Source organism: Paenibacillus sp. FSL P2-0136, assembly GCF_037975325.1.
Classification (GTDB): Bacteria; Bacillota; Bacilli; order Paenibacillales; family Paenibacillaceae; genus Paenibacillus_AQ; species Paenibacillus_AQ silagei.
The window spans coordinates 2,305,243-2,328,255 of sequence record NZ_CP150244.1 but is presented as its reverse complement, the minus strand read 5'-3'; the positions used below and the strand labels follow the sequence as shown (position 1 = coordinate 2,328,255).

The window sequence follows — 23,013 nt, the reverse complement described above, 5'->3', positions numbered from 1 at the left end:
GTGAAATTTGAAGATCCTATAAATTCTGCTGCTCTTACTGGGACAAACGGGAAGCCAGCTCATACAGCTCGATATTGAAATCCTTCTTCGTATTCACTACCTTATCGATATCGGTCAGGGTCAATTCCCCTTTAATAATTCCGCATGCCTTGTCCGATTCGCCTTCGATCAGCTTACGGACCGCGAAATCAGCCAGACGGCTGGCGAGGTTACGGTCTCCTGGTGTTGGAGTACCTCCGCGCTGAATATGTCCCAGTACCGTAACACGGGCATCCAGGGAAGCATGGCGGTCTTTGAGTGCCTGAGCAACATCCTCACCCTTGCCGACGCCTTCAGCTACAATGACGATACTGTGACGTTTGCCGCGTGCGAAATTATCCTTCATCCGGTCAGCTACCTCATTCAGGTCATAAGGCATTTCCGGCACCAGAATCGTCTCCGCCCCGGAAGCAAGACCTGCATGCAGAGCGATATCTCCGCAGTGACGCCCCATAACCTCTACGATGGAGGAACGCTCATGGGATGACATGGTGTCGCGCAATTTATTGATCGCATCCACTACCACGCCAACGGCAGTATCGAATCCGATAGTGTAGTCTGTGAACGATATATCATTATCAATGGTACCCGGCAGAGCCATCGTCTTGATCCCAAGCTTGCTGAGCTTGTTGGCGCCATGGTAAGAGCCGTCTCCGCCGATAACAACCAGACCGTCGATGCCGAGCTCATTCAGAATGTCAGCACCTTTCTGCTGGCCTTCCGGCTTCATGAACTCCAGACAGCGTGCAGACTGCAGAACCGTACCTCCGCGCTGGATGATATCTCCGACACTGCGCAGATCCATCGGGAAAATGTCGCGGTTCAACAGGCCCTGATACCCGCGCTGAATGCCGAATACTTCAATTCCGAAGTAGATCGCGCTGCGGACAACCGCACGCACTGCGGCGTTCATCCCCTGGGAGTCTCCTCCACTGGTTAATACTGCGATTTTTTTTACGTTTGACATTCTGTTAGTTCCTCCTTAAATTTGTGCCAGTTTCTCTCCTTACCCGGAGAAGATCCGGCAGCATCTAATACATGTGTTTGCGTATCCAGCGGCTGTTGACGAAGAAGAAGAGTCTGGTCAGCGGACTATTCTTCATCAGCCTCCGGGATACCGAGCGGACCTCGCGTTGCTCACTAACCTTGGGATCGGATAAATACAGGGCCAGCAGTCCTTCGATGATCATACGGTGCATGGAGTTCTCAGGAAGACTCCGGACATCCTTGCGGGCCCACTCCACAATGGAAGCGATCCGGTTCAGCATCATATCCGTATTCTCATAATAATTGCAGAAATTGAGATCACCGCCGGCCCGGTCTTCATCCTGGTCGATCAGATAATCCAGCATGATATGCAGACCGCACACATGCGGAAAATAAGCAGCACGAATGGATGATGATGCCACTGTGCTTAGCTTAGGATCACAGGATGCCAGAAAAAGCATGAATACGCCCAGGGTTGAACCGGTTGCGGCCGCAAATTCATTCCACTGGAGATGAGGCGCGCGGTACCCCTCCTTCTCCCACCATTCCTTGAGGGCAGCTTCTCTAAGCTCCGGGTGAATGTGCTTATAGACCTGAAGATCAGTGTACAATACAGCCAGATTATAGACCTCTTCAGTAGCAGCACCGTAGCCGGGTAGCCGGGAGGTCATCTCCTGGCATTTGCGGACCAGTCTGTGCAGGTATCCGCCGTCATTCTGTTCCGTGCGCAGCGCGTAATAGTTCACAGGCTCCGCGCCGGGGGTAACAGCATCCAGCATGGACTTATGCAGCAACCGGAAATCGGCCGGATCAAGCGAAGTACTGCGGTCACACAGGTTGTCCAAATAATCACTGATCGTCTGATAAGCAACAATTAGCGGAATCAGTATATGTCTCATCGACAAATTGCCGGCGGCATAGATTCCGCCGCCTTCGCAATGAAACTGCTTCGTTTCAATGCTGGCAAGCGCTTGCTTACGGAGCTCGGGATCGGGAATTCCTTCTGCATCCTTGCGCCAGGAATCGAGACATGATCGCACTTCCGGCAGCACGTACTTATAGACCCTCTTCATGAGTCCAATAGGACCGCGCGGACTACGGTTACGGCCTTGCTCAAATTCATTCAATGACAGTGCCTCCACATTGTTGTCTCCTTATCCAAATCATGATTATTATAATATGCAGAGCGGATTTGTACAAACAACAAAATCACTTTCGCAAACTCTTGAAAGATTCAGAAAATCGATATTATACGAATCCCCCGGCCTCTTCGCTTTATGCTATACTATACTTTTCTATATCCCGAAGGAGTGCACAATCATGAATGCGAGGCGGAGCGGCGGCCAATACAGTGATCAAAACTGGCTGCGATCCTTTATGTTTACGCTGTACGGCACCAGTGTGCTGGTTGTTTCTTATTTCCCGTTATTTTATGCCCACTTAGGCTTCAGCAGTCCGCAAATGGGTCTGCTCTACTCGGTAGGCCCGTTAATCTCGATTCTCTCTAATCTGTTCTGGAGTATGATGAGCGACCGGCTGGGTACCGTCCGTAAGATTATGGCTCTCCTGCTTGGAGGCCAGCTGATTACCGCCATTATTCTGGCCAGAGCCACCGATTTCTCGAGTGTCATGCTTATTTTATCCTTTTTCTATTTCTTCTATTACCCTGTCTTTCCACTGGCAGATACGATGGCAATTAAAATTGCCCAGCGTCACGGGCGGAATTTCATTGCCATCCGTGTATTCGGCTCGCTCGGATACTCTTTCTTCGCCCTTACAATCGGCTATGTACTCAGAACGCTGGGACCTCAGTACAGCGTAGCGATTTGTATTGTGATTGTCGTAACCGCGCTGCTGATTACGATTGGGCTGAAGGATGTGAAGCGAACCGAGGCGGCTCCGCTCTCTGTAGACAAGGAGTCTACGGACAGACCGCTGAAGGGCGCCGGACTCCGCGAGATTCTCCTGCAAAAGGAAGTGCTGTGGTTCTTCGGCTCTGTATTCCTGCTCGCCATCGGCTACCGGATGAACGAGGCCTTCCTGACGATCAGCCTCAAGGGCATGAATGCAGGAGATGAAGTTGTCGGCTGGGCGCTGCTGGCTTCAGCGCTCAGTGAGATCCCCATCTTCTTCCTGCTCAGCAGATATGGCGACAAGTTCAAGGAGCTGCCGCTGCTTGCTTTTGCCAGCCTGATGTTCACGCTGCGCTTTCTGTTCATGTCGCTGGCCCAGGAGCCGGGTACCGTGGTTGCCATTCAGGCCATGCATAGCATTTCGTTCGGCATTTATTATGTAACTGCGGTCCGCTACATCACACGGATCATCCCTGATCACCTGCGGGCAACCGGAATGGCACTCTTCACCGTCGTATGGTCCAGCGGCGCAGGTCTGCTCAGCGGCACCTTCGGCGGACTGATCTACCAGGATGCCGGCCGGATTGTATTCTATCTGGTTGCTACCGGCTTCTCGGTTCTGGCCTTCATCGGCTTCCTGTCCAAGCATCTGATGGACCTCGGGGGCGGCACGGACCGCCCGCTGCGGCGTAAGAGCAAGACCCCGCTCTGACTGATTATGGGCGGGGAAGGATATAGCACCACCGGGCCCGTTGCAGCATAAAAAAATGCCTGCGGCATCCCCATTGTGATCGGTTTTTCGACCACATCCCGCCCTCGCACCTCTTCCGCACTGAATGTAGTCGGTTTTTCGACCATATCCGGCCCTTGCCCCTCTGCCGCACCGAATGTGGTCGGTTTTTCGACCATATCCGGCCCACACGCCTCTGCCACACCGAATGTGGTCGGTTTTTCGACCATATCCGGTCCACTCGCCTCTGCCGTACCGAATGTGGTCGGTTTTTCGACCATATCCGGCCCACTCGCCTCTGCCGTACCGGATGTGGTCGGTTTTTCGACCATATCCGGCTGTTCGCTGAAATCAGCGAAGTCATTCCTATTAACTTGATGCGTAACTTATCCACATCGGACGTAAATCATAATTTCCTAACCAATAAAAAAACACAGCCCCCGAAGGAACTGTGCTGCTCAAGCTGCCTGATGCTACTTATGCCAGTGCGTGCTAGATCAAATATATATATTGCGGCTGACAGAAGCTCTGCCTTGGCCGTATTTTATAATTTAACTACGTTCGCTGCCTGTGGACCGCGGTTACCGTCCGTAACATCGAATTCTACCGCTTGGCCTTCGTCCAAAGTCTTGAATCCGTCGCCTTGAATCGCTGAGAAGTGAACGAATACATCTTCGCCGCCTTCAACTTGAAGGAAACCATAACCCTTTTCTGCGTTAAACCATTTTACTGTACCTTTCAAATGAACAACCTCCTAAAAATACCGCCATATATGGCGTATGCTTACATTATACTCTTTCTATACTTGTAAAGCAATCCATCTTTTCCCTGATTTCATGATTTAATTTGCTTTTCCCTTCTCTGGTGCGTTATCATTGACCCAAAAGCCAAAAATCGCCAGGGTGGTAATGATAATGATCAAAAAACATGAAATATACAAAACAGACAAGTGGAACATGATGACGGTGGAGGTTCAGGGACGTTATATTATCCTTCGTGAAATCTCCGACCAATGGGGAGAAGAAACGCATACCTTCATGAGCCGTCCGGCTATGATGCAGTGGGTGAACAACCGCTTCAATAAAGAATCCTACAAGGATAATGAAGAAGAGTACAAGAATATCATCGCAGCCTTCAAACAGGTATAGTCCGGCATGGATAATGAGAGTCTTGTCATTTATGTCATTGTCGTCCTGTGCCTGGGTGCCGTACTGATTATGAGCAAGGACAAAATGCCCCCGCGCTTGAAGCGCGGGATGGCATTGACCGCAGTCATTATGATTGCGCTGGCTTTTGTCTTCATTATTTATAGCCTGCTCACATAACTTCATCTGTAAGCAAGATTTAATAAACATGAATTGGCAGGGCATACTAAGCAGACTTTGAGAATCAGGAGGCTGCCGTCATGTCCGTTACCGCCAAATCACTCCCGCTCCTGCTTGCGCTCAGCCTGCTGCAGGGAAATCTGTCCTCAGCGCTCCCGCAGGCGGAGAGCAGCCCAGCCGCATCCCATCTACCGAGGAGGATTTCTATGGAACAATTACCTAAGAGAAGTGAAGTGCCCGCCGAGAACCGCTGGAAGCTTGAAGATATGTTTGCTTCAGAGGAGCAATGGGATGCCGAATATAAGGAAGTGAAGGCGCTGATTACAAGCGCTGCCTCCTTCCAGGGGAAGCTGGATTCTCCGGATGCCCTGAAGAAGTGCTTCGAGCTGGACGATAAGCTGTCCCTGCTGACTGAACGCCTCTATGTCTATGCGCATATGCGCCAGGACGAGGATACAGCGGCTCCGAAGTACCAGGCTCTCTCCTCCAAGGCCAAGAAGCTTGGCGTTGAAGCGGGTGAAGCTCTTTCTTTTGTCACACCTGAGATTCTGGCCCTGCCTGATGCGACACTGGACCAGTTCATCGCTGACCCTTCGCTCTCTGACTATACCTTCACCTTGACTGAAATGAAGCGTGAGAAGGCCCATGTCCTGTCCAAGGCGGAAGAAGCGCTGCTGGCTCAGGTCAGCACGATCGCCCAGGCCCCGCAAACTGTATTCAGCATGCTGAATAATGCGGATCTGAAGTTCCCGAAGGTTAAGAACGAAGAAGGCAAGGAAGCTGAGCTGACCCACGGAAGCTATATTCAATTCCTCGAAAGCCCGGACCGTGAGGTACGCAAGAACGCCTTCAAAGCGGTCTATGAAACTTACGGCAAGCAAAAGAACACCATTGCCGCCACGCTGAGCGCGAATGTGAATAAGAATGTCTTTTACTCCCGTGTGCGCAAATATCCTTCCGTGCTGGAAATGTCCCTCTACGGCGACAATATTCCGAAGGAAGTCTACACGAATCTGATCGATACGATTCACGAGAGTCTGCCGCTGATGCACCGTTATATGAAGCTGCGCCAGAAGCTGCTTGGGGTAGATGAGCTACATATGTATGACTTGTTCGCTCCGCTGGTAGACGAATATAAGCTGGATATTACGTTTGACGAGGCCAAGAAGATTACCAAGGAAGGCCTGAAGCCGCTTGGCGAGGACTACCTTAGTGTTCTGCAGGAAGGCTATGACAAAGGCTGGATCGATGTCTACGAGAACGAGAACAAACGCTCCGGCGCATACAGCTGGGGAGCTTACGGCACCCATCCTTTTGTGCTGCTGAACCATAATGACAATCTGAACAGCATGTTCACACTGGCACATGAGATGGGTCACGCCCTGCACTCCTACTATTCGGACACAGCGCTGAAATACCGGGACGCGCAGTACACTATTTTCCTGGCGGAGGTTGCTTCTACTACCAATGAGGCGCTGCTGATGGATTACCTGCTGAACAAATCCACAGATCCGAAGGAAAAAATGTACCTGCTCACCTATTATGCCGACCAGTTCCGCACGACGGTATTCCGGCAGACGATGTTCGCTGAATTCGAAAAAATCATTCACCAGCGTGCTGAAGAAGGCGAGTCGCTCACACCGCAGGATCTCTCGGCCATCTACTATGACCTGAATGTCAAGTATTACGGCAAGGATATGGTGATTGATCAGGATATTGAGATGGAGTGGGCGCGGATCCCGCATTTCTATAACAGCTTCTATGTCTATAAATATGCTACCGGCTTCTCGGCGGCGACGAGCTTCGCCAAACAGATTCTGGAGGAAGGCAAACCAGCGGTAGACCGTTACCTCGGCTTCCTAAAGAGCGGCGGCAGTGATTATTCCATTAACATCCTGAGCAAAGCCGGGGTTGATATGTCGTCTCCTGAACCGATCCGCGAAGCCATGAGCGTATTCGAGAGCGTGATCGAACAGATGGAGCAGTTGACCAAGTAAGATAGAAGGCTTAGTATTACAGTAATCCCTTGCCCTTTGATGGCAGGGGATTTGTATTGTCAGATCATCCTGAGGAGGAAGCTATATGAAATTTCAATGGTCACTTATATTAGGTTTATTTTTCGCTCTGCTGACTGCAGTATTCGCAGTAATGAATGTGGATACGGTGCCCGTTAATTTCGGGTTTGACTTTGTCAGCATTCCGCTTATCCTCGTTATTCTTGGCTGTGCGCTGATCGGCGGCGTGGTTGTAGGTTCGTACGGAATTTTCCGCCAGTACAAGCTGCAGAAGCAGATTAAGAGCCTGAATGCGGAGCTGGCCAAGCTGCGTGACGCTAATAGTATCAACATGGAACCTATCCCTGCTGAGAGTGACCCCTTTACGCCAGAAGGATCATCCCAGCTGTAATTTATAGACGAATAGGAGGAACTGTCCTTGCTTAACATCCAGCCCAATGAAGAATATATTCTGAATTTGCTCAAAAAACTGCTGGACACCCCAAGCCCCAGCGGCTTCACCGCCCAGGTGATGGCACTCGTGGCTGAAGAAGCGGCGGCGCTCAATATTCCGCTCACCTGGAATGAAAAAGGCGGCGCGATGCTCACCGTACCCGGACTTGATCCTTCGCGCACGATCGGCATCAGCGCCCATGTGGATACGCTCGGTGCCATGGTCCGCTCTATTAAGTCTAACGGTACCCTCCGTTTAACCTCTGTGGGCGGATTTAGCATGAACAGCATTGAGAATGAATATTGCATCATCCATACCCGCAGCGGCTTAACTTATACCGGTACGATCCTGACCAGTCATCCATCTGTGCATGTGTATGCCGATGCCCGTGATTTCAAGCGTGCGGAAGAGAACATGGAGATCCGGATTGATGAGCTGGTCTCCACCAAGGATGATGTGCTGAAGCTGGGGATTTCGGTAGGTGACTTCATTTCGTTCGATGCAAGGGCGGTGCTCACCCCCAGCGGATATATCAAATCCCGCCATCTGGACGACAAAGCCAGTGTAGCCGCCTTATTCGGGCTGCTGGAGAGCATCCGGCGCGAAGGCTGGAAGCCGCTGCATAACCTGTCCCTGCTCATCTCCAACTATGAAGAGGTAGGTCACGGCGCTGCCTGGATTCCAGGGGAGATCAATGAGATGATCGCTGTGGACATGGGCGCGATGGGCGATGACCTCAGCTGCAAAGAGACGGATGTCTCCATCTGTGCCAAGGACTCCTCCGGCCCGTATGACTATGCCATGACCAGCCGCATGATCGAGCTGGCGAACGGTCTGGCTATTCCATTCGCGGTCGATATCTATCCCCAATACGGCTCCGACGCCTCTGCTGCGCTGCGCGGCGGAAATAACATCCGGGCCGCACTGATCGGACCGGGCGTACACGCCTCGCACTCCATGGAGCGTACCCACAAGCAGGCTGTGCTTAATACGGCTAAGCTGCTGGCGGCTTATGTTGGGGCGAACTGATCGGGCTGCTCGCCACGGCGGGTCACTTTCTATAGCAACACGACCTGGATATTAGTAAACAAGTACAAAAGGCAGCACCAGCTCACTTCAATAGCTGGTGCTGCCTTTTTAGTTAACCTTGGTGATATATTAATTAGACAAATATTACTTTACACGGCCGAAATGTTGCAACTATTGCAACCTGGCCCGCCCATAATTGAATATTTGCAGGGATTCCTGCACAAATTGCAACAATTCCCCTGCCCACCGGCTCCGGTGAGGAATAATCCTGCATTTTGGGCAACATTTGCGGCTTAGAGCTGAGATAACGAGAGAGATGTTGCATTTTGGGCAGGATTTCCGCATACCCTCTGACTTTGAGGATTAGGGCTGTGTTCACGCGTGAGATGTTGCATCCCCCGGTTAAGGCCATACCTGCTCCAGCTTGTCCGCATAGTACTTAATGGCCTTGCGGTAATCCTGGATACCAGGATCGGCGGATGTATCCGCAAGCAAGGTAAGCAGCAGTTCCATGGCCTCGGTGTGAGCACCGAGATTATGCAGCGTCATGGCCAGAAAAGCCTTAAATTCCGCACGCTGCGGGAATTCAAGCGCTCCCTGCTCCAGCACCACACGGGACTCCGCATACTGCCCGAGCGTCCGGAAGGTGCTGCCCAGGCCCAGCATCGCGCCTGCCTTCTGCTCCGCATCTGGAAGCCCCAGGGCAAGACTCCGCTCATAATAAGCTACCGCCTCACGCTCCAAGCCCAGCACATCATGCGTCCATGCCAGCTGATAATGCAGCTCGGCATTGCTCCCGTCTGCTGACAGTAGCTCTAGCAGCATGGTCCTTGCTTCTTCTGCCCGGCCAGAGGACCGGAGCTGCACAGCAGCTTCTATCGTATGAGTCACAGCCACTGTTCCCTCCTTCTGCACCGCGGTGTTATTTACCCGCGATCTTCTCCGCCAATTCATTCAGATACGTCCAGCGTTCCATCAGACGCTCCAGCTCTGCCTCGGCCTGCCGCTGCTTCTCCACCAGCTCCTGCAGCCTGCCGGAGTCAGCGAAGGCCGCTTCCATCTGGGCCGAGATGTCTGTCAGATGCTGCTCTGCCTGTTCGATGGCCTCGTCGATCCCCTCATACTCGCGCTGCTCCTTGAAGGTGAATTTCAGCTTCTCGCGCGGCGCTGACCCGGCCTGAGCATTCCCGCCCTGCTCAGCAGCGGCAGCACCCGTCCCGTTGGCGCTGCGGCCGGAGCCGCCGTCTGCCTTGCCGGCGTTCCCGCTGGCCGAAGGGACGTTCTTCGCCAGCCACTCTTCATATTCGCTATAGTCGCCGACATGCAGGCGGATGCCCCCATCCTCGAAGGCAATCAGCTTATCCACGGTACGGTCCAGGAAGTAGCGGTCATGCGATACGGTGAAGACTACGCCGGGGAATTCATCGAGGTAATCCTCCAGTACAGCGAGTGTGCCGATGTCCAGATCATTCGTCGGCTCATCGAGCAGCAGCACGTTCGGGGCTCCCATGAGGACGCGCAGCAGGTAGAGACGTCTTTTCTCGCCGCCGGACAGCTTGGAGATTGGCGTCCACTGCATCGCGGGCGGGAACAGGAAGCGCTCCAGCATTTGCCCGGCGGTGATGACACTGCCGTCTGCGGTCTTGATGATCTCGGCTTCTTCCTTCACATACTCGATCGCCCGCAGGCTGAGATCCATGTCCTGATGCTCCTGGGTGAAATAGCCCAGCTTCACGGTTGTTCCGAGCTGCACCTCACCGCTGTCCGGGGTAAGCTTACCGGCAATCAGGTTAAGCAGCGTGGACTTGCCGCTGCCGTTCTTGCCGACAATCCCCACGCGGTCCTGCGGCACAGCAATATAATTCAGATCCTTGATTAAGGTCCGGCCATCCAGCGATTTGGTGAGATCCTGAATCTCAATGATTTTGCGGCCCAGTCTGGTGGAGGCTACAGAGATATCCATAGATGACGCCGATGCGCCTCCCGTGCTCTCCTTGAGCTTCTCGAAGCGGTCGATCCGCGCCTTCTGCTTCGTGGAGCGGGCCTTAGCCCCGCGGCGAATCCAGGCCAGCTCGGTGCGCAGCAGATTCTTGCGCTTCTGCTCGGCCGAAGCCTCCCGTTCTTCACGGTCTGCCTTCAGCTCCAGGAACCGCGAATAGTTCGCTTCATACCGGTACAGATTCCCGCCGTCCAGCTCAAGCATTACACTGGCTACCCGTTCCAGGAAATAACGGTCATGCGTTACCATCAGCAGAGCCCCGCGCCGCTTCTGCAGATACTGCTCCAGCCAGGCTACGGAATCCGTATCAATATGGTTGGTAGGCTCATCCAGAATCAACAGCTCCGACGGTGTAATCAGTGCCGCCGCCAGTGCTACGCGCTTGCGCTGTCCGCCCGACAGGCTCTCCATCCGGGCATCGAAGCGGGTAATCCCCAGCTTCGTGAGGACCGTCTTGGCCTCACTCTCCAGCTGCCAGGTTCCAGCGGCGTCGATGGCCTGTCCAATCCGGACAAGCCTGCTCTCCAGCCCTGAGTCTCCCGGATTCTGCTCCAGAAGAGACATCACCTCCATGTATTCCCGCATCGTCGCAAGCTCCGGGTCCTCTCCGGCAAATACCTGCTGCAGGACCGTATTTCCAGGCTCATAAGGCGGATTCTGGGCCAGAAACTGCACCCGCACATCATTGCCGATGCTAATCTGCCCTTCATCTGCTGTATCGAGCCCAGCGATAATCTTCAGAAAGGTTGATTTTCCCGTGCCGTTGACGCCAATTACGCCTATCTTATCCCTGTCGTCCATGCCAAAGGAGGCATCACGGAACAGGGTTTTCTCCCCGTAGCTCTTGGAGAGGTGTTCCACCGTCATAATATTCATCAGTTGTCCTCGCTTGCCTTATATTTTGAAACCGGAACTTAGCTGTACTCTCTTAAGATTCAGCTTCAGCAGGGAAGTCGCCCAGCGCCGAATCCAGGCTGCCCAGTGCCCCATTGATAAAGAGCCTGGCCGCAAACTTCGCCCTCTTATCCGCATCTGCCTCGGCAAACTCAGGGTCGAACAGGATATCCATCTTCAGACGGTCCAGAATCCCGATGTACGACTGTGCCATCAGCTCCGGCTCGGTAGCCCCGCCTTCCAGCAGCACCTTCACCACAGCCTGCATATAGGCTTCCATGAACTGCGCCATATAAGCCACCAGCTCCGGGTTATTGTTAGGCGCACGGAAGAACAGCTTCGTATGCTGCTTGCGCTCATAGTAATAGAACAGATGATGCTCTGCAATCACGGAGAGCTTGTCTGTCATTGCGGAGCAGGTCCTCAGCTTACCCTCAAGCTGCTCAAGGAAGCCTTCACAATCGCGGCGGGTAACCGCCATGAAGAGCTCCTCTTTGCTTTTAAAATATAAATAGACCGTACCCTTGGCAATGCCTGCACGTTCGGCCACTTCCGACATCTTGGTCTCATAAAAGCCGCCTGAACCGAAAAGCTCATAAGCGGCATCCAGAATAGCTGCATGTTTGTCTACGGATGCACTGCTCAACGGTTCACCTCCCAACCCATAGAATCCTGTATGTTACCGGATAACGCAACGGCCAGCTTAATCCTCAGGTCCGTCCTTATCCTATGTAACTGATATAACTGACCAGCAGCGCTACAGCACCGCCTATTATAGAACTTACAGCATTTACAGTATCATTGTCCATCCAGCGCCAGCCCCTGGCGTATACCGTAGGCTTCCCGCAGTGCTTGGAGGCCTCGACCTCGCGGCCGCAGACCGTGCAGCGGTTCATCCGTTGCACGGTAGCACCCAGAACCGAGTCGGCAAAAGCTCCCGCAAGCCCGCCCAGCAGTCCGGCCAGCACCAGCAGCCAGGAGGCATGGGGCGTCATGCCGGAGGCCGCCCGCAGCAGCCAGGAGGCTGCACCGATGAGCGCTCCTCCCGCCGCAGCGGCCAGCGTCCCGGGCAGGGATACGCCGCCGGAGGTGCCTGCCTGCAGCACCTTCCCGGTCAGTACCGACCGGGGAGGCTTCCGGGCCAGTGTGCCGATCTCTGTCGCCCATGTATCCGAGGTCACGGTAGCCATCACCCCGATGAACAGGAAGCCCCAGAGCTCCAGCGGATAGACCGCGTTCAGCAGAACGGCCAGCATCCCGAGTCCGCCGTTGGCGAAGACCTGGCCCGCGTCGCGGCGTCCGGTTTTGTCATACGTGGCCTCCAGCTCTGCCTTATTCTCATGATGCAGCTTCGACAGCAGGGTTGAAGAGATGAAGAACAGGAGCAGGATACCGAACCAGAACAGATTCCCCGCGCCGAAATAGATCGTCCCCATAACCACTGCCGCCACCATTCCTGAGAAGCTAAGCGACTGCTTCCAGTAAGCGGCCCCGGCAACCAGCAGCGCACCGCAGGCCCCGATCAGCCATTGCAGCACTTCAAGTCCTGAGAGCATCGCCTTAACCGATCAGGCAGGTGCCCATGAGGGTGTCGCCCCAGAACAGCTCGAACGAATCGCCCGCCACTACCGGACCTACCCCGGCGGGAGTTCCGGTGAAGATAATATCGTCTTTGCCCAGCCCGTAGCGGGCGGCAATGAATTCAACGATTTTTTGCAGGGAGAAAATCATGTTCTTCACGTTCCCGCGCTGAACCTCAATTCCGTTCTTGCGGACGGTAAAGTCGGTGGCCTCCAGTTCCTCTTCCTCAGGCAATGCCATGTACGGGGTCAGCGGAGCTGCGTTCTTGAAGCCCTTGGCAGCGGTCCACGGCAGCCCCTTGCGCTGCAGATCATTATGCACATCACGGAGCGTGAAGTCGAGGCCCAGCGCCATGACATCCACCAGCTCCTGCACGCTCATCCCCGGCACGTAATCACGTGCAATGCGCAGCACCAGCTCCCCCTCGTAATGAATCAATCCGGCGTCCTTGGGCAGATGGATGATCGCTTTATCCAGGGCCACGGCAGCATGAGACGGCTTCAGGAAGATCAGCGGCTCGGCAGGCACCTTGTTGCCCAGCTCCTCCGCATGTAATTGATAGTTGCGTCCTACACAGTATACATTATTGATCGCACTGCTCATTGTTCCGTCAGCTCTCTTCCTCTATGAATTGGAATTCATACTGCAATGCTGCAATCCTTATTAGGCCTTCAAAAAGAGTTCGCCCCAAATATCCGGACGGTTCGTACAGATCATAATATCGGAATGAATCTCCGACAGGCGGCGCATTTCCTTGCCCTTGTTCAAGGTCCAGGCCATCACCTGCACCCCGCGTGCAATCAGGGATTTGGCCAGAACCGGGCTAAGCCGGTCATAGCTGATGGATAAGAAGGAGCAGCCCAGCTCATCAAGCTTACCCGCAGGATTACCGGATCTGGAGTCATAGATCAGCCCTGTATGGAACCGCGCGTCCAGCTCCTTGATCCGCCGTAACACGCCGGCATCGAACGAGGTCAGCACCACTTCCTCACGCATTCCCCTGGCATTCACCAGATCAATGACCGCCTGCGCAAGACCGGGATACATGTCGCCCACCGTCTTCAGTTCAATATTCAGCCGCAGCCGGCCTGACGCCAGAGCGAGCACCTCTTCCAGGGAAGGCACCCGCTCTCCGCGAAAAGCACGCCCTTTCCAGCTACCGGCATCCAGCCGCCGCATGTGTTCATAATCCATATTTTTCACCTTGCCGTGTCCATTAGTCGTGCGGTCCAGGGAATAATCATGGATGACCACAGGCACCCCGTCCTTCGTCAGCTGCACATCAATCTCCATCCAGCGTACATAAGGCAGCGCAATCGCCATCCGCACGGCAGCCAATGTGTTCTCAGGGGCTTTACCGGAAAAACCGCGGTGGGCTACACACATATTGTTCATCATTGATACGCACCTCCGGCTATTTCACCGCTTGGGTTACGGTACCGTCATTGCGGACCTTGATCAGGCCGGAAGAAATAGATTGTATTCTGTGCAGCAGCAGCTGCCCGTCGGCTTCATTCATCGGCACCGGCTGCGCCAGCTCGGCATCCATCGGCTTCAGCTTAAGAGCGCATTGCCCCTGCTTGCTGCATTCCGCCTGGAATACCGCCGTCTCCCAAGTCGCCGGGATGGAGCCGCGTGTGAAAATAAAGTTGCCTGTGCTGTAGGCAATCCATTTGCCTTTGTACGGCTCAATTCCCTGCAGCACATGCGGATGGCCGCCCATCACTAGATCGGCTCCGGCATCAATGAAGCTATGCCCAAGCGCCTGCTGGGTCTTGTCATACTGCTCCATCCGCTCCCGTCCCCAATGGACGACGACAACGACAACATCGGCCTTTTGCTTGGCTGCGGCAATCGCCTTGAGCGCTTCCGCACTGTCATACACCGAGGCAAGGCCAGGCTTGCCCGCTTCCGCCTTCCATTCAATCACCGGCATCACCCGGGTGAAGCCCAGCAGGGCAATCTTAATTCCATTACGTTCAAAATACTGCGCCGAATAGGCCTCCTGACTATTCCGCCCTGCCCCCACATGAGGGATTCCGCGTTCACCCAAATGCTTCAGGGTGTCCAGCAGACCTTCCTCCCCCTGATCCAGCGTGTGGTTGTTAGCCAGATTGACGGCATCCACACCGGCGGCTTTGAGCGCGTCCAGTGCTTTCGGCGGGCCCTTGAACACAAACTGCTTGTTCTTGGCCCCAACCCCGCGTGTAGTAATCGGCGTTTCCAAATTGACTACCGTGAGGTCATCCTTCTTGAACATTCCATCCAGCGCGCTGTAGGAATAATCGTAGCCCTTCTGCTCCAGCAGTGCGCCTGCTTTTCCGCTGAAGATGATATCTCCGGCAAAGCTCAGCTTCACCGTCCCGCCGGAGGTATTCTCCGGCAAGCCTGCGACCAGCCCGCTGCTGCTTCCCGTTGTGGCCCGCGGTGCATCCGTAGGGGTTGCCTGATCCGTTGGTGACGGTGCAGGCGTAGCCGAAGCTTCCGTGGTCGCCGCAGGCACTGGAGAAGCCTCCGGTGTCTCCTCCGGAGCAGGCTCAGCAGTGGCTGTAGCCTCCGTCCCAGTCTCTGCCGCTGTAGGGACGGCTTCTGTAGGGACGGCCGCCGTTGCATCAGCTTCTGGTGAAGGGGATGTGACAAGCGCCGCTGGCGGAGCAGCAGAGCCCTGCGGGTCCTTGTCATCCATGAATGAATAAGCGAGCGCTGCGGTAATCATCAGCAGCAGCGCCACATTGACCCACGCCCAGACCCTTCTGCGCCGTCGCCTGCTATGTTGTCTCTTGCCTTGTCTATTGCCTGATCTCGGCGGATACATGAGTCCAAGTAATCTCCTTTACCCTTAAAGTGTTTCTATTATAGCATATCTATCAGCCGCCGCTCCAAGCCGGGAACGGAGCCTCTCATAAAAAAAGGTGGAGCGCCACTGCTCCGCTCCACCGTTGCTTTTAGATTGTAGCTCCCGCCGGCTCCGGCAGCTTCGTGAGACTGGCTGCGGCAGTCTCAGCCGTAAGCTTCGCCTGCTTGATGCAGTCCGGCATCCCGATGCCGTCATAGCCTGCGCCAAAAGCATAGACGCCGGGCAGCTTCTGCGCCAGCTCGCTGCGCAGGCCGGCAATCCGGCCGGGATGGCCGACCGGATACTGCGGCATAGATGACCTCAGCCGGGTAATCTCTGTGAACAGCGGCGCTGCAGTGATCCCCATGATCTCCTTCAGGTCCTTGCGGACCAGCTCTGCCAGCGCGTCATCGGGCAGCTCCACATTCTGTTCATCCCCCGACCGTCCCACGTAGCAGCGCAGCAGTACCTTATCGTCAGGGCTGGTATGCAGCCATTTGGTAGAGGTCCAAGTGCAGGCGGTGATGTTCCGCCCTTCCTTACGCGGAACAAGGAAGCCCGATCCGTCGTATTCAGTAACGATATCTTGCCGGGTGAACGCCAGAACCACATTAGCTACTGATACATAGTTCACTGCATCCAGCGCCGAGACATCCACATGGGGACGCAGCAGCTCTGCGGCTGCGAAGTTCTGCACTGTAATATAGATGTCGTCTGCTTCCAGCAACTCACCGCCCTCAAGCTCCACCTCATAACGGGCAGCGCCGGAAGAACCCGCACCTCCCAGAACACGGATGGATTTCGCTCCTGTCCCCGTGAGCTGCCGGACATCCTGCAGCTCATGGATGAGCGCATGCACGAGACTTTGCAGCCCTTGCCGGAAGGTGAGGAAGGCGCTTTTCTTCGTTCCCGTATGGGTCTCCACCGGCTTCCTGCCGGTGGTCATTCCACGGATCAGGCTGCCGTACTGGCGCTCGACCTCACCGAACTGCGGAAAGGTCGCCTGAAGACTGATCTTGCGCATATCCCCTGCATAGATCCCTGCCAGCAGCGGCTCCGTCATATTTTCCAGCACCTCTGTACCAAGACGGCGCTCAATCAGATCGCCTAGCGACTCATCCTCTGCACTGCGGCGGGGCGGGAGGACGAAATCCATCATCGCCCGCATTTTGCCGCCGAAGGAGACCAGACCGCTCTTCAGGAAGGGCTTCAGCTCTGTCGGAATGCCCAGCACAAGACCGGCAGGCATCGGATGGAGCTTGCCACGCTGCAGAATGTAGGTCTTCTTGGCATTAGGATTCGTGCTTACCAGCTCGTGGTCCAGCTCCAGCTCCCTGGCCAGATCGACCATCGCCGTCTTACGGGCCAGGAAGGAATCCGGGCCCTTCTCAATCACGAAGCCGTCACGGTGCAGTGTCTCGATTTTGCCGCCAAGGACCTTGTCCTTCTCGATTAAGGTAATCTCCGGTTGTACTGCCGCCTCACGGTAGAACTTGCGGATATAGAACGCGGCGCTGAGCCCGCTAAGGCCTCCGCCGATAATAACTACCTTGCGGGGTGATGCCGTCATGGCAGATTCACCTTCAACTGGTTCGCCTTCGTACGCACCACATCGCTGAGCACCGACATATAGGCCGGATCACTGTTCAGCGAGTCAATCCGCAGAAGACGCATATCCAGCTCGGAGGCAAGCTGCTGCGCTTCAATATCCAGATCGTACAGCACCTCCAAATGGTCGGAGACGAAGCCGATCGGGGCTGACAGCACGTATTTCACCTGGCTCTCGGCCAGCTCACGCAGCGTATCGAGAATATCCGGGCCCAGCCAAGGCTCCGCTGTCCGGCCCGCACTCTGCCAAGTGAACTGCCAGGATTCCACCCCCGCCTGAGCGGCAATCGCCTGAGAGGTCTCCAGCAGCTGGTCACGGTACGGATCGCCCATCGCCAGAATACGTTCAGGAAGACTATGTGCACTGAACAGCACGCGCACTTCCTCGCGCGCCGCGCCGGTCTCTTCGAACTCGTCCAGCTTGGCAGTCACTCTCCGGCTAAGCACATCGATCAGCTCGGGATGCATATGGTAGCTCTCTACGAACTCCATATGAATACCGCAGGCTTCAGCTTTTTCCTTGGCGCGCTTGATATAGGTTCCTACACTCATCACAGAGTAATGCGGAGCCAGCACGATGCCAATCGCCTGGGTAATACCGTCCCGGACCATAGCCTCGACACCATCCTCGATGAATGGTCTGGCATGCTTGAGACCCTGGTAGCAAACATACTGGATCTGCCCGCTGTTCAGCTTGGCCTGCAAGGCTTCCACCTGACGGTCGGTATTTTCTCTAAGCGGAAAAACCCCGCCGACAATCGCCTTGTAGCGGTCAGTCAGCTCTTTAAGCTGCTCAGCAGAGGGAGCGTTCCCCCGGCGGATATGCGTATAATAAGGCTCTACATCCTCAAGACTCTCAGGCGTGCCGTACGACATCACGAGTACTCCAATTTTGTTGGCCACGGTTTCCATCCCCTTTATGAATTAATTAACGTCCTATACAGCAAAGAGAGCAGCAAAGGCTGCTGCCATCTTGATGCTATTTCTTCAACTAGGCCAGCGGCGGTGCCGCCTGTTTCATTGCTGCTGCCGAATACTCATGCACGTAATCCGTTAATTCCTTGAGCGTGTCCAGTGAAGCTTCAGGGAATAATCCATGCCCCAGGTTGAAAATATACCCCGGCTGCGTGATGCCTTCATCGATCAGTTCCTTGGCCCGGGCTTTGAGCATATCCATCGGCGCGGTCAGCAGGTATGGATCCAGATTGCCTTGAACCGCATAGCCCCCGCCCAGTCTGCGCCGTCCTTCGGTGATGCTTACCCGCCAGTCCAGCCCGATTACATCGGCCTGCAGCTTGGTCAGGCTGGGGAGCAGCTCCCCTGAGCTGACACCCGGGAAGTAGATCTTCGGAACCTCCAGATCAGACAACTCGGCAAAGATCCGGGTGATCGTCGGCAGCACATACTGCCCGAAATCACGTGGAGCGAGCGCCCCGACCCAGCTGTCGAACAGCTGGAACGCCTTCCCGCCGCTGGCGACATGGGCGCGCAGATAGGCGATAACCATATCGCCCAGCTTCTCCATCAGCTTCTCCCACACCTGAGGCTGGCTGAACATCAGCTCCTTGGTGCGGTGATAGGTCTTGGACGGTCTGCCTTCGATCAGATAACTGGCGATGGTGAACGGAGCCCCGGCGAAGGTGATCAGCGGAACGTCCAGCTCCTTGTCCAGTATGGCGATGGTCTCCAATATATGGCCCAGATCGCCTTCCACATCAATCGGCTTCAGCCGGTCCACATCACTTGCGGAGCGGATCGGATTCTCGATAACCGGCCCGATGTTCTTCACAATGTCAAAATCCACACCGAGGGAGGCCACAGGATTCATGATGTCGGAATACAGAATCGCCGCGTCCACGCCCAGCTTGCGCACAGGCATCAGAGTCACCTCGGCCGCAAGCTCAGGCTGCCTGCAGATCTCAAGCAGCGAATATTTCTCTTTGATTGTACGGTAGTCGGGATCATACCGGCCAGCCTGCCGCATGTACCATACGGGGGTGTACTCCGTGTTCTGCTGTCTGCAGGCACGGATAAAAGTGTCGTTGTAGGTCATGATAAGATCTCCATTAGATTTGATAGAATACTGTGAAAAAACACATATCATTATTATGCCCCTTTTGTAAGCGGCTAACAACCGCCTCACCCGAAAGGGAATGACAATCCCATGACATTACTATGACATGTGTTGCATTGTCCGGCTGAAAATCTATGATATACTGATATAATGTCAATTTTTCGTGAACTCTGTATTAATGAATCCCCTGAAAGGAAGTGAAAGCACTTTGAAGAATTGGGAGACCTGGAAAGTCAACCTCATGGTGCTTTGGTTCGGCCAGTTTCTGGTAAATGCAGGCATGACTATGATTACCCCGTTTCTGTCGCTTTATCTCGCCAAAGATCTGGGGGTGACCGGCGACCGCGCAATCGGGATGTGGGCCGGGCTTATTTTTGCCGCCAACTTCTTGACCTCGTTCATCTTCCAGCCGCTCTGGGGCAAGCTTGCCGACAAATACGGACGCAAAATTATGCTCCTGCGCTCCAGCTTCGGCATGGCGATTGTTATTGTGCTGATGGGCTTCGCCCAGTCCCCGATGCAGCTGCTGCTGCTCCGGCTGCTTAACGGAACCATCTCCGGCTTCAACCCCGCCTCTGTCGCGCTGGTCTCAGGCACCACACCGAAACCGAAGATGGGCTTCGCGATGGGCCTGATGCAGTCCGGCGCGGTAGCCGGAACGATTCTGGGGCCGCTAATGGGCGGATTACTGGCGGACTGGATCGGGTTCCGACCGATTTTCTATGTGGTCGGCGCACTGCTGTTCGTTGCTTCATTGCTGGCGTTATTCCTGGTCAAAGAGAAATTCGACCGGGCAGAAGCAGCACAGGTGCCTCAGGTATCCGTGCTGGAAGGCTTAAAGGAACTGGCGAAGGTACCGCAGCTTCCCGCCTTGTTCGGCGTGACCTTCCTGTTGCAGTTCGCCATGGTCAGTCCCATGTCGCTGCTGCCGCTCTATGTTGAGAAGCTGCACGGCACCACCGTGGACCTTGCCTTCTGGGCAGGTATGGTCAGTGCAGTGACCGGTATCTCGAATATGCTCGCTTCGCCGCTGCTCGGCAAGCTCAGCGACAAGGTAGGGGCGCACCGGATACTGACCTTTGCGCTGATCGGCGCCGCTCTGTTCCTGATCCCGCAGGCGTTCGTGACCAGTGTCTGGCAGCTGATTCTTGTCCGCTTCCTGATGGGCGTCTTCATGGGCGGCCTGCTGCCTAGCGTCAACGCCCTGATCCGCTCCTATACGCCTGACGGCAAGGAGAGCCGGGCGTTTGGCTTCAACAGCAGTACGCTCGCGCTCGGCAATATGCTCGGTGCGGTAATCGGCGGATTCCTGTCCGGTTATATCGGGATTGAAGGCCTGTTCATTGTCTCCGGTGCATTCCTGCTGATCAATACGGTCTGGGTGCGGATCAAGCTGTACAAGAAGACTGAACCCCGGCTATTCCGTTAACAGGCTGCTTCTCTTATGGGCGGTATAACTGGTGTGGCTGGTGTAGCACAAGTTATTTCACCATCGCCAGCGCCAGGCCGTCATAGGCAGGCAGCAGTGTGCTGGTCAGGCGGGGATCGCCCGCTATCATCTCATTGAAGCGGCGCATAGCCTGGACGGCCGGTCCGTTCTTCTCCGTATTAAGCGTGCGGCCGCGCAGAAAAATATTATCCCCGGCAATAATCGCCCCCGGTGAAGCAAGCCGGATCGCATATTCCAGATAATTCGGATAGTTCTCCTTATCGGCATCGATGAAGAAGAAATCATACCTGTTCCCCTGTGCTTCGAGCAGCTTCAGGCTGTCCAGTGCAGGGCCGGTCCGGTATTCCACCCGGTCGCCGAAGCCCGCCTGCTGCAGATGGCTCTGTGCCAGCTCTGCATATTCAGCCTTAAGCTCCAAAGAGGTGAGACGGCCTTCCTGCGTGAGTCCCCGGCACAGACAGATTCCGCTGTAGCCGCCAAGCGCCCCGATCTCCAGCAGGTTTGCTGAGCGGGAGAGGGTCACAAGCATCGTCAGCAGTCTGCCGTAGCCCGGGGCAATGGACACCTCCGGCATGCCTTTGGCCGCGATGGCGGCTTTGACTTGGAGCAATAATTCGTCTTCTGTATATAGCTGTTCGCTGTACTCTTCCTGATTCTGCATATGTATTCTCCTCTTGAATGGGTGTGTGTGCCTGCGGACAGGCATTGTGCAGAACTCTTCCTTACCCTATACTGTAAGCTGAACGTTCTACAGGTTCAGATGACAAACCATATAAATTGAACTTGAAAATCTACAGACAGGGAAAAGTAACGGAGCCCCTACTGAAAAACTTACATGTACAATTTATATAGTTACTCTTATTGTACTGGCTATACGTATTTATCCACAAGTTAAACGGAGTTGAGCGCACTTGGGCAAATTACAATTGATCGCCACCGCCCCCATGGGGCTGGAGGCTGTAGTAGCACGCGAATTAAACGAGCTGGGTTATGAGACCACGGTCGAGAACGGACGGGTCCTGTTCAGCGGGGATTACATCGACATCTGCCGCTGCAATCTGTGGCTGCGTACCTCGGACCGTGTACTGGTGAAGATGGGCCAGTTCCCGGCCAAAACCTTCGATGAGCTGTTCGAAGGAGTGAAGGCGATAAATTGGGAGGACTGGATTCCCGAGAACGGCGAATTCCCGGTAGAGGGCCGCTCGCATAAATCTCAGCTGACCAGCGTACCTGCCTGCCAAGGGATCGTTAAGAAGGCCATTGTCGAGAAGCTGAAGCTGTCGTACCGCACTGAATGGTTCCCGGAGAACGGCCCCCGGTATGTGGTAGAAGTGATCCTGCTGAATGATATCGCGCTGATTACCCTGGATACCACCGGCCCGGCCCTGCACAAGCGCGGCTACCGCCGCCAGGCTACGGAAGCACCACTGAAGGAGACGATGGCTGCGGCTCTGATCCAGCTCAGCCGCTGGAACGGCCATCGTCCGCTCTATGATCCTTGCTGCGGATCAGGCACGATTCTGATCGAGGCTGCGATGATTGCCTGGAATATCGCGCCGGGCCTGCGCCGCTCCTTCCCATCCGAGCACTGGCCGGAGATTCCGCAGCGCCTGTGGGAGGAAGCCCGCGAAGAAGCCTTCGATGCGGTGCGTGACGATTACCCGCTGCAGCTGACCGGAACGGATATCGATCCGGCAGCAATTGAGATCGCCGAGGCGGCGGCGAAGAGCGCCGGACTCTCCGGTGAGATTACGTTCAAGCATATGGCCGCTGCGAAGGCCCGGCCGGAAGGCGAATACGGCTGCATCATCACCAACCCGCCTTACGGCGAGCGGATCAGCAATGACAAGGAAGTGGAGAAGCTGACCCGCCAGTTCGGCGAGATGATGCTCTACCTGCCGACCTGGTCGTTCTTCGCCATAAGCCCGTACAAGGAGTTCGAGCAATACTACGGACGCAAGGCGGACAAGCGCCGCAAGCTCTACAACGGCCGGATCGAATGCCAATACTATCAATACCTGGGGCCGCTGCCTCCGCGGAAATAGCAGGAACAGCGCGGGTTAAGCAGTTAAGTAATGATCTCTAAGAAGCCTTAAGTCCCATGAAGCACTCTGTGCTATGGACTTAAGGCTTTTTGTTCTCATTAAGCCGCTGATGCTG

The 23,013-nt window shown here is 55.0% G+C and carries 22 protein-coding genes; 8 read left to right on the top strand and 14 right to left on the bottom strand.

Annotated elements, in window-relative coordinates; all coding sequences use genetic code 11:
• Window positions 1-34: 34 nt before the first annotated feature.
• A complete protein-coding gene (pfkA, locus tag NYE26_RS09625) occupies window positions 35-1,006 on the bottom strand; it encodes a 6-phosphofructokinase (RefSeq protein ID WP_036725223.1) in 972 nt (323 codons plus the stop codon).
• Between the two features lie 64 nt (window positions 1,007-1,070).
• On the bottom strand, window positions 1,071-2,153 hold the full coding sequence (locus NYE26_RS09620; protein ID WP_076078515.1) for a tetraprenyl-beta-curcumene synthase family protein: 1,083 nt from the start codon (window positions 2,151-2,153) through the stop codon (window positions 1,071-1,073).
• A 193-nt stretch (window positions 2,154-2,346) separates the two neighbouring features.
• Here NYE26_RS09620 and NYE26_RS09615 point away from each other — a divergent pair, with 193 nt between their 5' ends.
• The gene (locus tag NYE26_RS09615) at window positions 2,347-3,591 is read left to right on the top strand and encodes an MFS transporter (protein WP_339255357.1); all 1,245 of its coding nucleotides are present in this window, start codon (window positions 2,347-2,349) and stop codon (window positions 3,589-3,591) included.
• Window positions 3,592-4,153: 562 nt separating this feature from the next.
• On the opposite strand, the gene NYE26_RS09610 is transcribed toward NYE26_RS09615, so the two are convergent.
• Entirely contained in the window at window positions 4,154-4,351 is a 198-nt protein-coding gene (locus NYE26_RS09610; RefSeq protein WP_036725228.1) for a cold shock domain-containing protein, read from the bottom strand.
• 172 nt (window positions 4,352-4,523) lie between these two features.
• Between NYE26_RS09610 and NYE26_RS09605 the strand changes: the two genes are divergently transcribed.
• The 5 genes from NYE26_RS09605 to NYE26_RS09585 all read left to right on the top strand — a co-directional run bounded on the left by NYE26_RS09605 (window position 4,524) and on the right by NYE26_RS09585 (window position 8,411).
• On the top strand, window positions 4,524-4,757 hold the full coding sequence (locus NYE26_RS09605) for a hypothetical protein (protein WP_036702226.1): 234 nt from the start codon (window positions 4,524-4,526) through the stop codon (window positions 4,755-4,757).
• A 6-nt stretch (window positions 4,758-4,763) separates the two neighbouring features.
• Entirely contained in the window at window positions 4,764-4,934 is a 171-nt protein-coding gene (locus NYE26_RS09600) for a hypothetical protein (protein WP_209874284.1), read from the top strand.
• Window positions 4,935-5,140: 206 nt separating this feature from the next.
• Window positions 5,141-6,931, top strand: a complete 1,791-nt coding sequence (pepF, locus tag NYE26_RS09595) for an oligoendopeptidase F (protein WP_339255354.1) — start codon at window positions 5,141-5,143, stop codon at window positions 6,929-6,931.
• Between the two features lie 85 nt (window positions 6,932-7,016).
• On the top strand, window positions 7,017-7,340 hold the full coding sequence (locus NYE26_RS09590; protein WP_339255352.1) for a lipopolysaccharide assembly protein LapA domain-containing protein: 324 nt from the start codon (window positions 7,017-7,019) through the stop codon (window positions 7,338-7,340).
• A 27-nt stretch (window positions 7,341-7,367) separates the two neighbouring features.
• Window positions 7,368-8,411: a M42 family metallopeptidase gene (locus NYE26_RS09585; protein WP_076078417.1), complete on the top strand. Its 1,044-nt coding sequence runs from the start codon at window positions 7,368-7,370 to the stop codon at window positions 8,409-8,411.
• A gap of 402 nt (window positions 8,412-8,813) precedes the next feature.
• Here the strand turns inward: NYE26_RS09585 and NYE26_RS09580 are convergent, their stop codons facing one another.
• The 10 genes from NYE26_RS09580 to hemE form a co-directional block, all read right to left on the bottom strand.
• Window positions 8,814-9,302, bottom strand: a complete 489-nt coding sequence (locus tag NYE26_RS09580; RefSeq protein ID WP_339255350.1) for a tetratricopeptide repeat protein — start codon at window positions 9,300-9,302, stop codon at window positions 8,814-8,816.
• Between the two features lie 31 nt (window positions 9,303-9,333).
• Window positions 9,334-11,286: an ABC-F family ATP-binding cassette domain-containing protein gene (locus NYE26_RS09575; protein ID WP_339255348.1), complete on the bottom strand. Its 1,953-nt coding sequence runs from the start codon at window positions 11,284-11,286 to the stop codon at window positions 9,334-9,336.
• Between the two features lie 52 nt (window positions 11,287-11,338).
• Window positions 11,339-11,950, bottom strand: coding sequence for a helix-turn-helix domain-containing protein (locus NYE26_RS09570; RefSeq protein ID WP_339255346.1), 612 nt, complete (start codon window positions 11,948-11,950; stop codon window positions 11,339-11,341).
• A 76-nt stretch (window positions 11,951-12,026) separates the two neighbouring features.
• Window positions 12,027-12,839 (bottom strand): DUF92 domain-containing protein, encoded by an 813-nt coding sequence (locus tag NYE26_RS09565; RefSeq protein WP_339257422.1) that lies wholly within the window; start codon window positions 12,837-12,839, stop codon window positions 12,027-12,029.
• Between the two features lie 25 nt (window positions 12,840-12,864).
• Window positions 12,865-13,488, bottom strand: a complete 624-nt coding sequence (locus NYE26_RS09560) for a fumarylacetoacetate hydrolase family protein (protein ID WP_339255344.1) — start codon at window positions 13,486-13,488, stop codon at window positions 12,865-12,867.
• Between the two features lie 60 nt (window positions 13,489-13,548).
• Window positions 13,549-14,280, bottom strand: coding sequence for a glycerophosphodiester phosphodiesterase family protein (locus NYE26_RS09555; RefSeq protein WP_339257420.1), 732 nt, complete (start codon window positions 14,278-14,280; stop codon window positions 13,549-13,551).
• A gap of 19 nt (window positions 14,281-14,299) precedes the next feature.
• Complete coding sequence (locus tag NYE26_RS09550; protein ID WP_036725244.1) at window positions 14,300-15,700, bottom strand: CapA family protein; 1,401 nt, start codon at window positions 15,698-15,700, stop codon at window positions 14,300-14,302.
• Window positions 15,701-15,830: 130 nt separating this feature from the next.
• Window positions 15,831-17,291, bottom strand: a complete 1,461-nt coding sequence (gene hemG, locus NYE26_RS09545; protein WP_209874302.1) for a protoporphyrinogen oxidase — start codon at window positions 17,289-17,291, stop codon at window positions 15,831-15,833.
• Complete coding sequence (gene hemH, locus NYE26_RS09540) at window positions 17,288-18,232, bottom strand: ferrochelatase (RefSeq protein WP_339255341.1); 945 nt, start codon at window positions 18,230-18,232, stop codon at window positions 17,288-17,290. The genes hemG and hemH overlap by 4 nt, the downstream gene beginning before the upstream one ends.
• An 88-nt stretch (window positions 18,233-18,320) precedes the next feature.
• A complete protein-coding gene (gene hemE / locus NYE26_RS09535) occupies window positions 18,321-19,382 on the bottom strand; it encodes a uroporphyrinogen decarboxylase (protein ID WP_209874309.1) in 1,062 nt (353 codons plus the stop codon).
• 229 nt (window positions 19,383-19,611) lie between these two features.
• Between hemE and NYE26_RS09530 the strand changes: the two genes are divergently transcribed.
• Window positions 19,612-20,832 carry an MFS transporter gene (locus tag NYE26_RS09530; RefSeq protein ID WP_036725253.1) on the top strand — a complete coding sequence of 407 codons (1,221 nt, stop codon included), beginning with the start codon at window positions 19,612-19,614 and terminating at the stop codon, window positions 20,830-20,832.
• 52 nt (window positions 20,833-20,884) lie between these two features.
• Here NYE26_RS09530 and NYE26_RS09525 read toward each other — a convergent pair whose 3' ends face one another.
• A complete protein-coding gene (locus NYE26_RS09525; protein WP_036725254.1) occupies window positions 20,885-21,514 on the bottom strand; it encodes an O-methyltransferase in 630 nt (209 codons plus the stop codon).
• A 250-nt stretch (window positions 21,515-21,764) separates the two neighbouring features.
• Between NYE26_RS09525 and NYE26_RS09520 the strand changes: the two genes are divergently transcribed.
• Window positions 21,765-22,898: a class I SAM-dependent RNA methyltransferase gene (locus NYE26_RS09520; RefSeq protein WP_339255337.1), complete on the top strand. Its 1,134-nt coding sequence runs from the start codon at window positions 21,765-21,767 to the stop codon at window positions 22,896-22,898.
• Window positions 22,899-23,013: the final 115 nt, after the last annotated feature.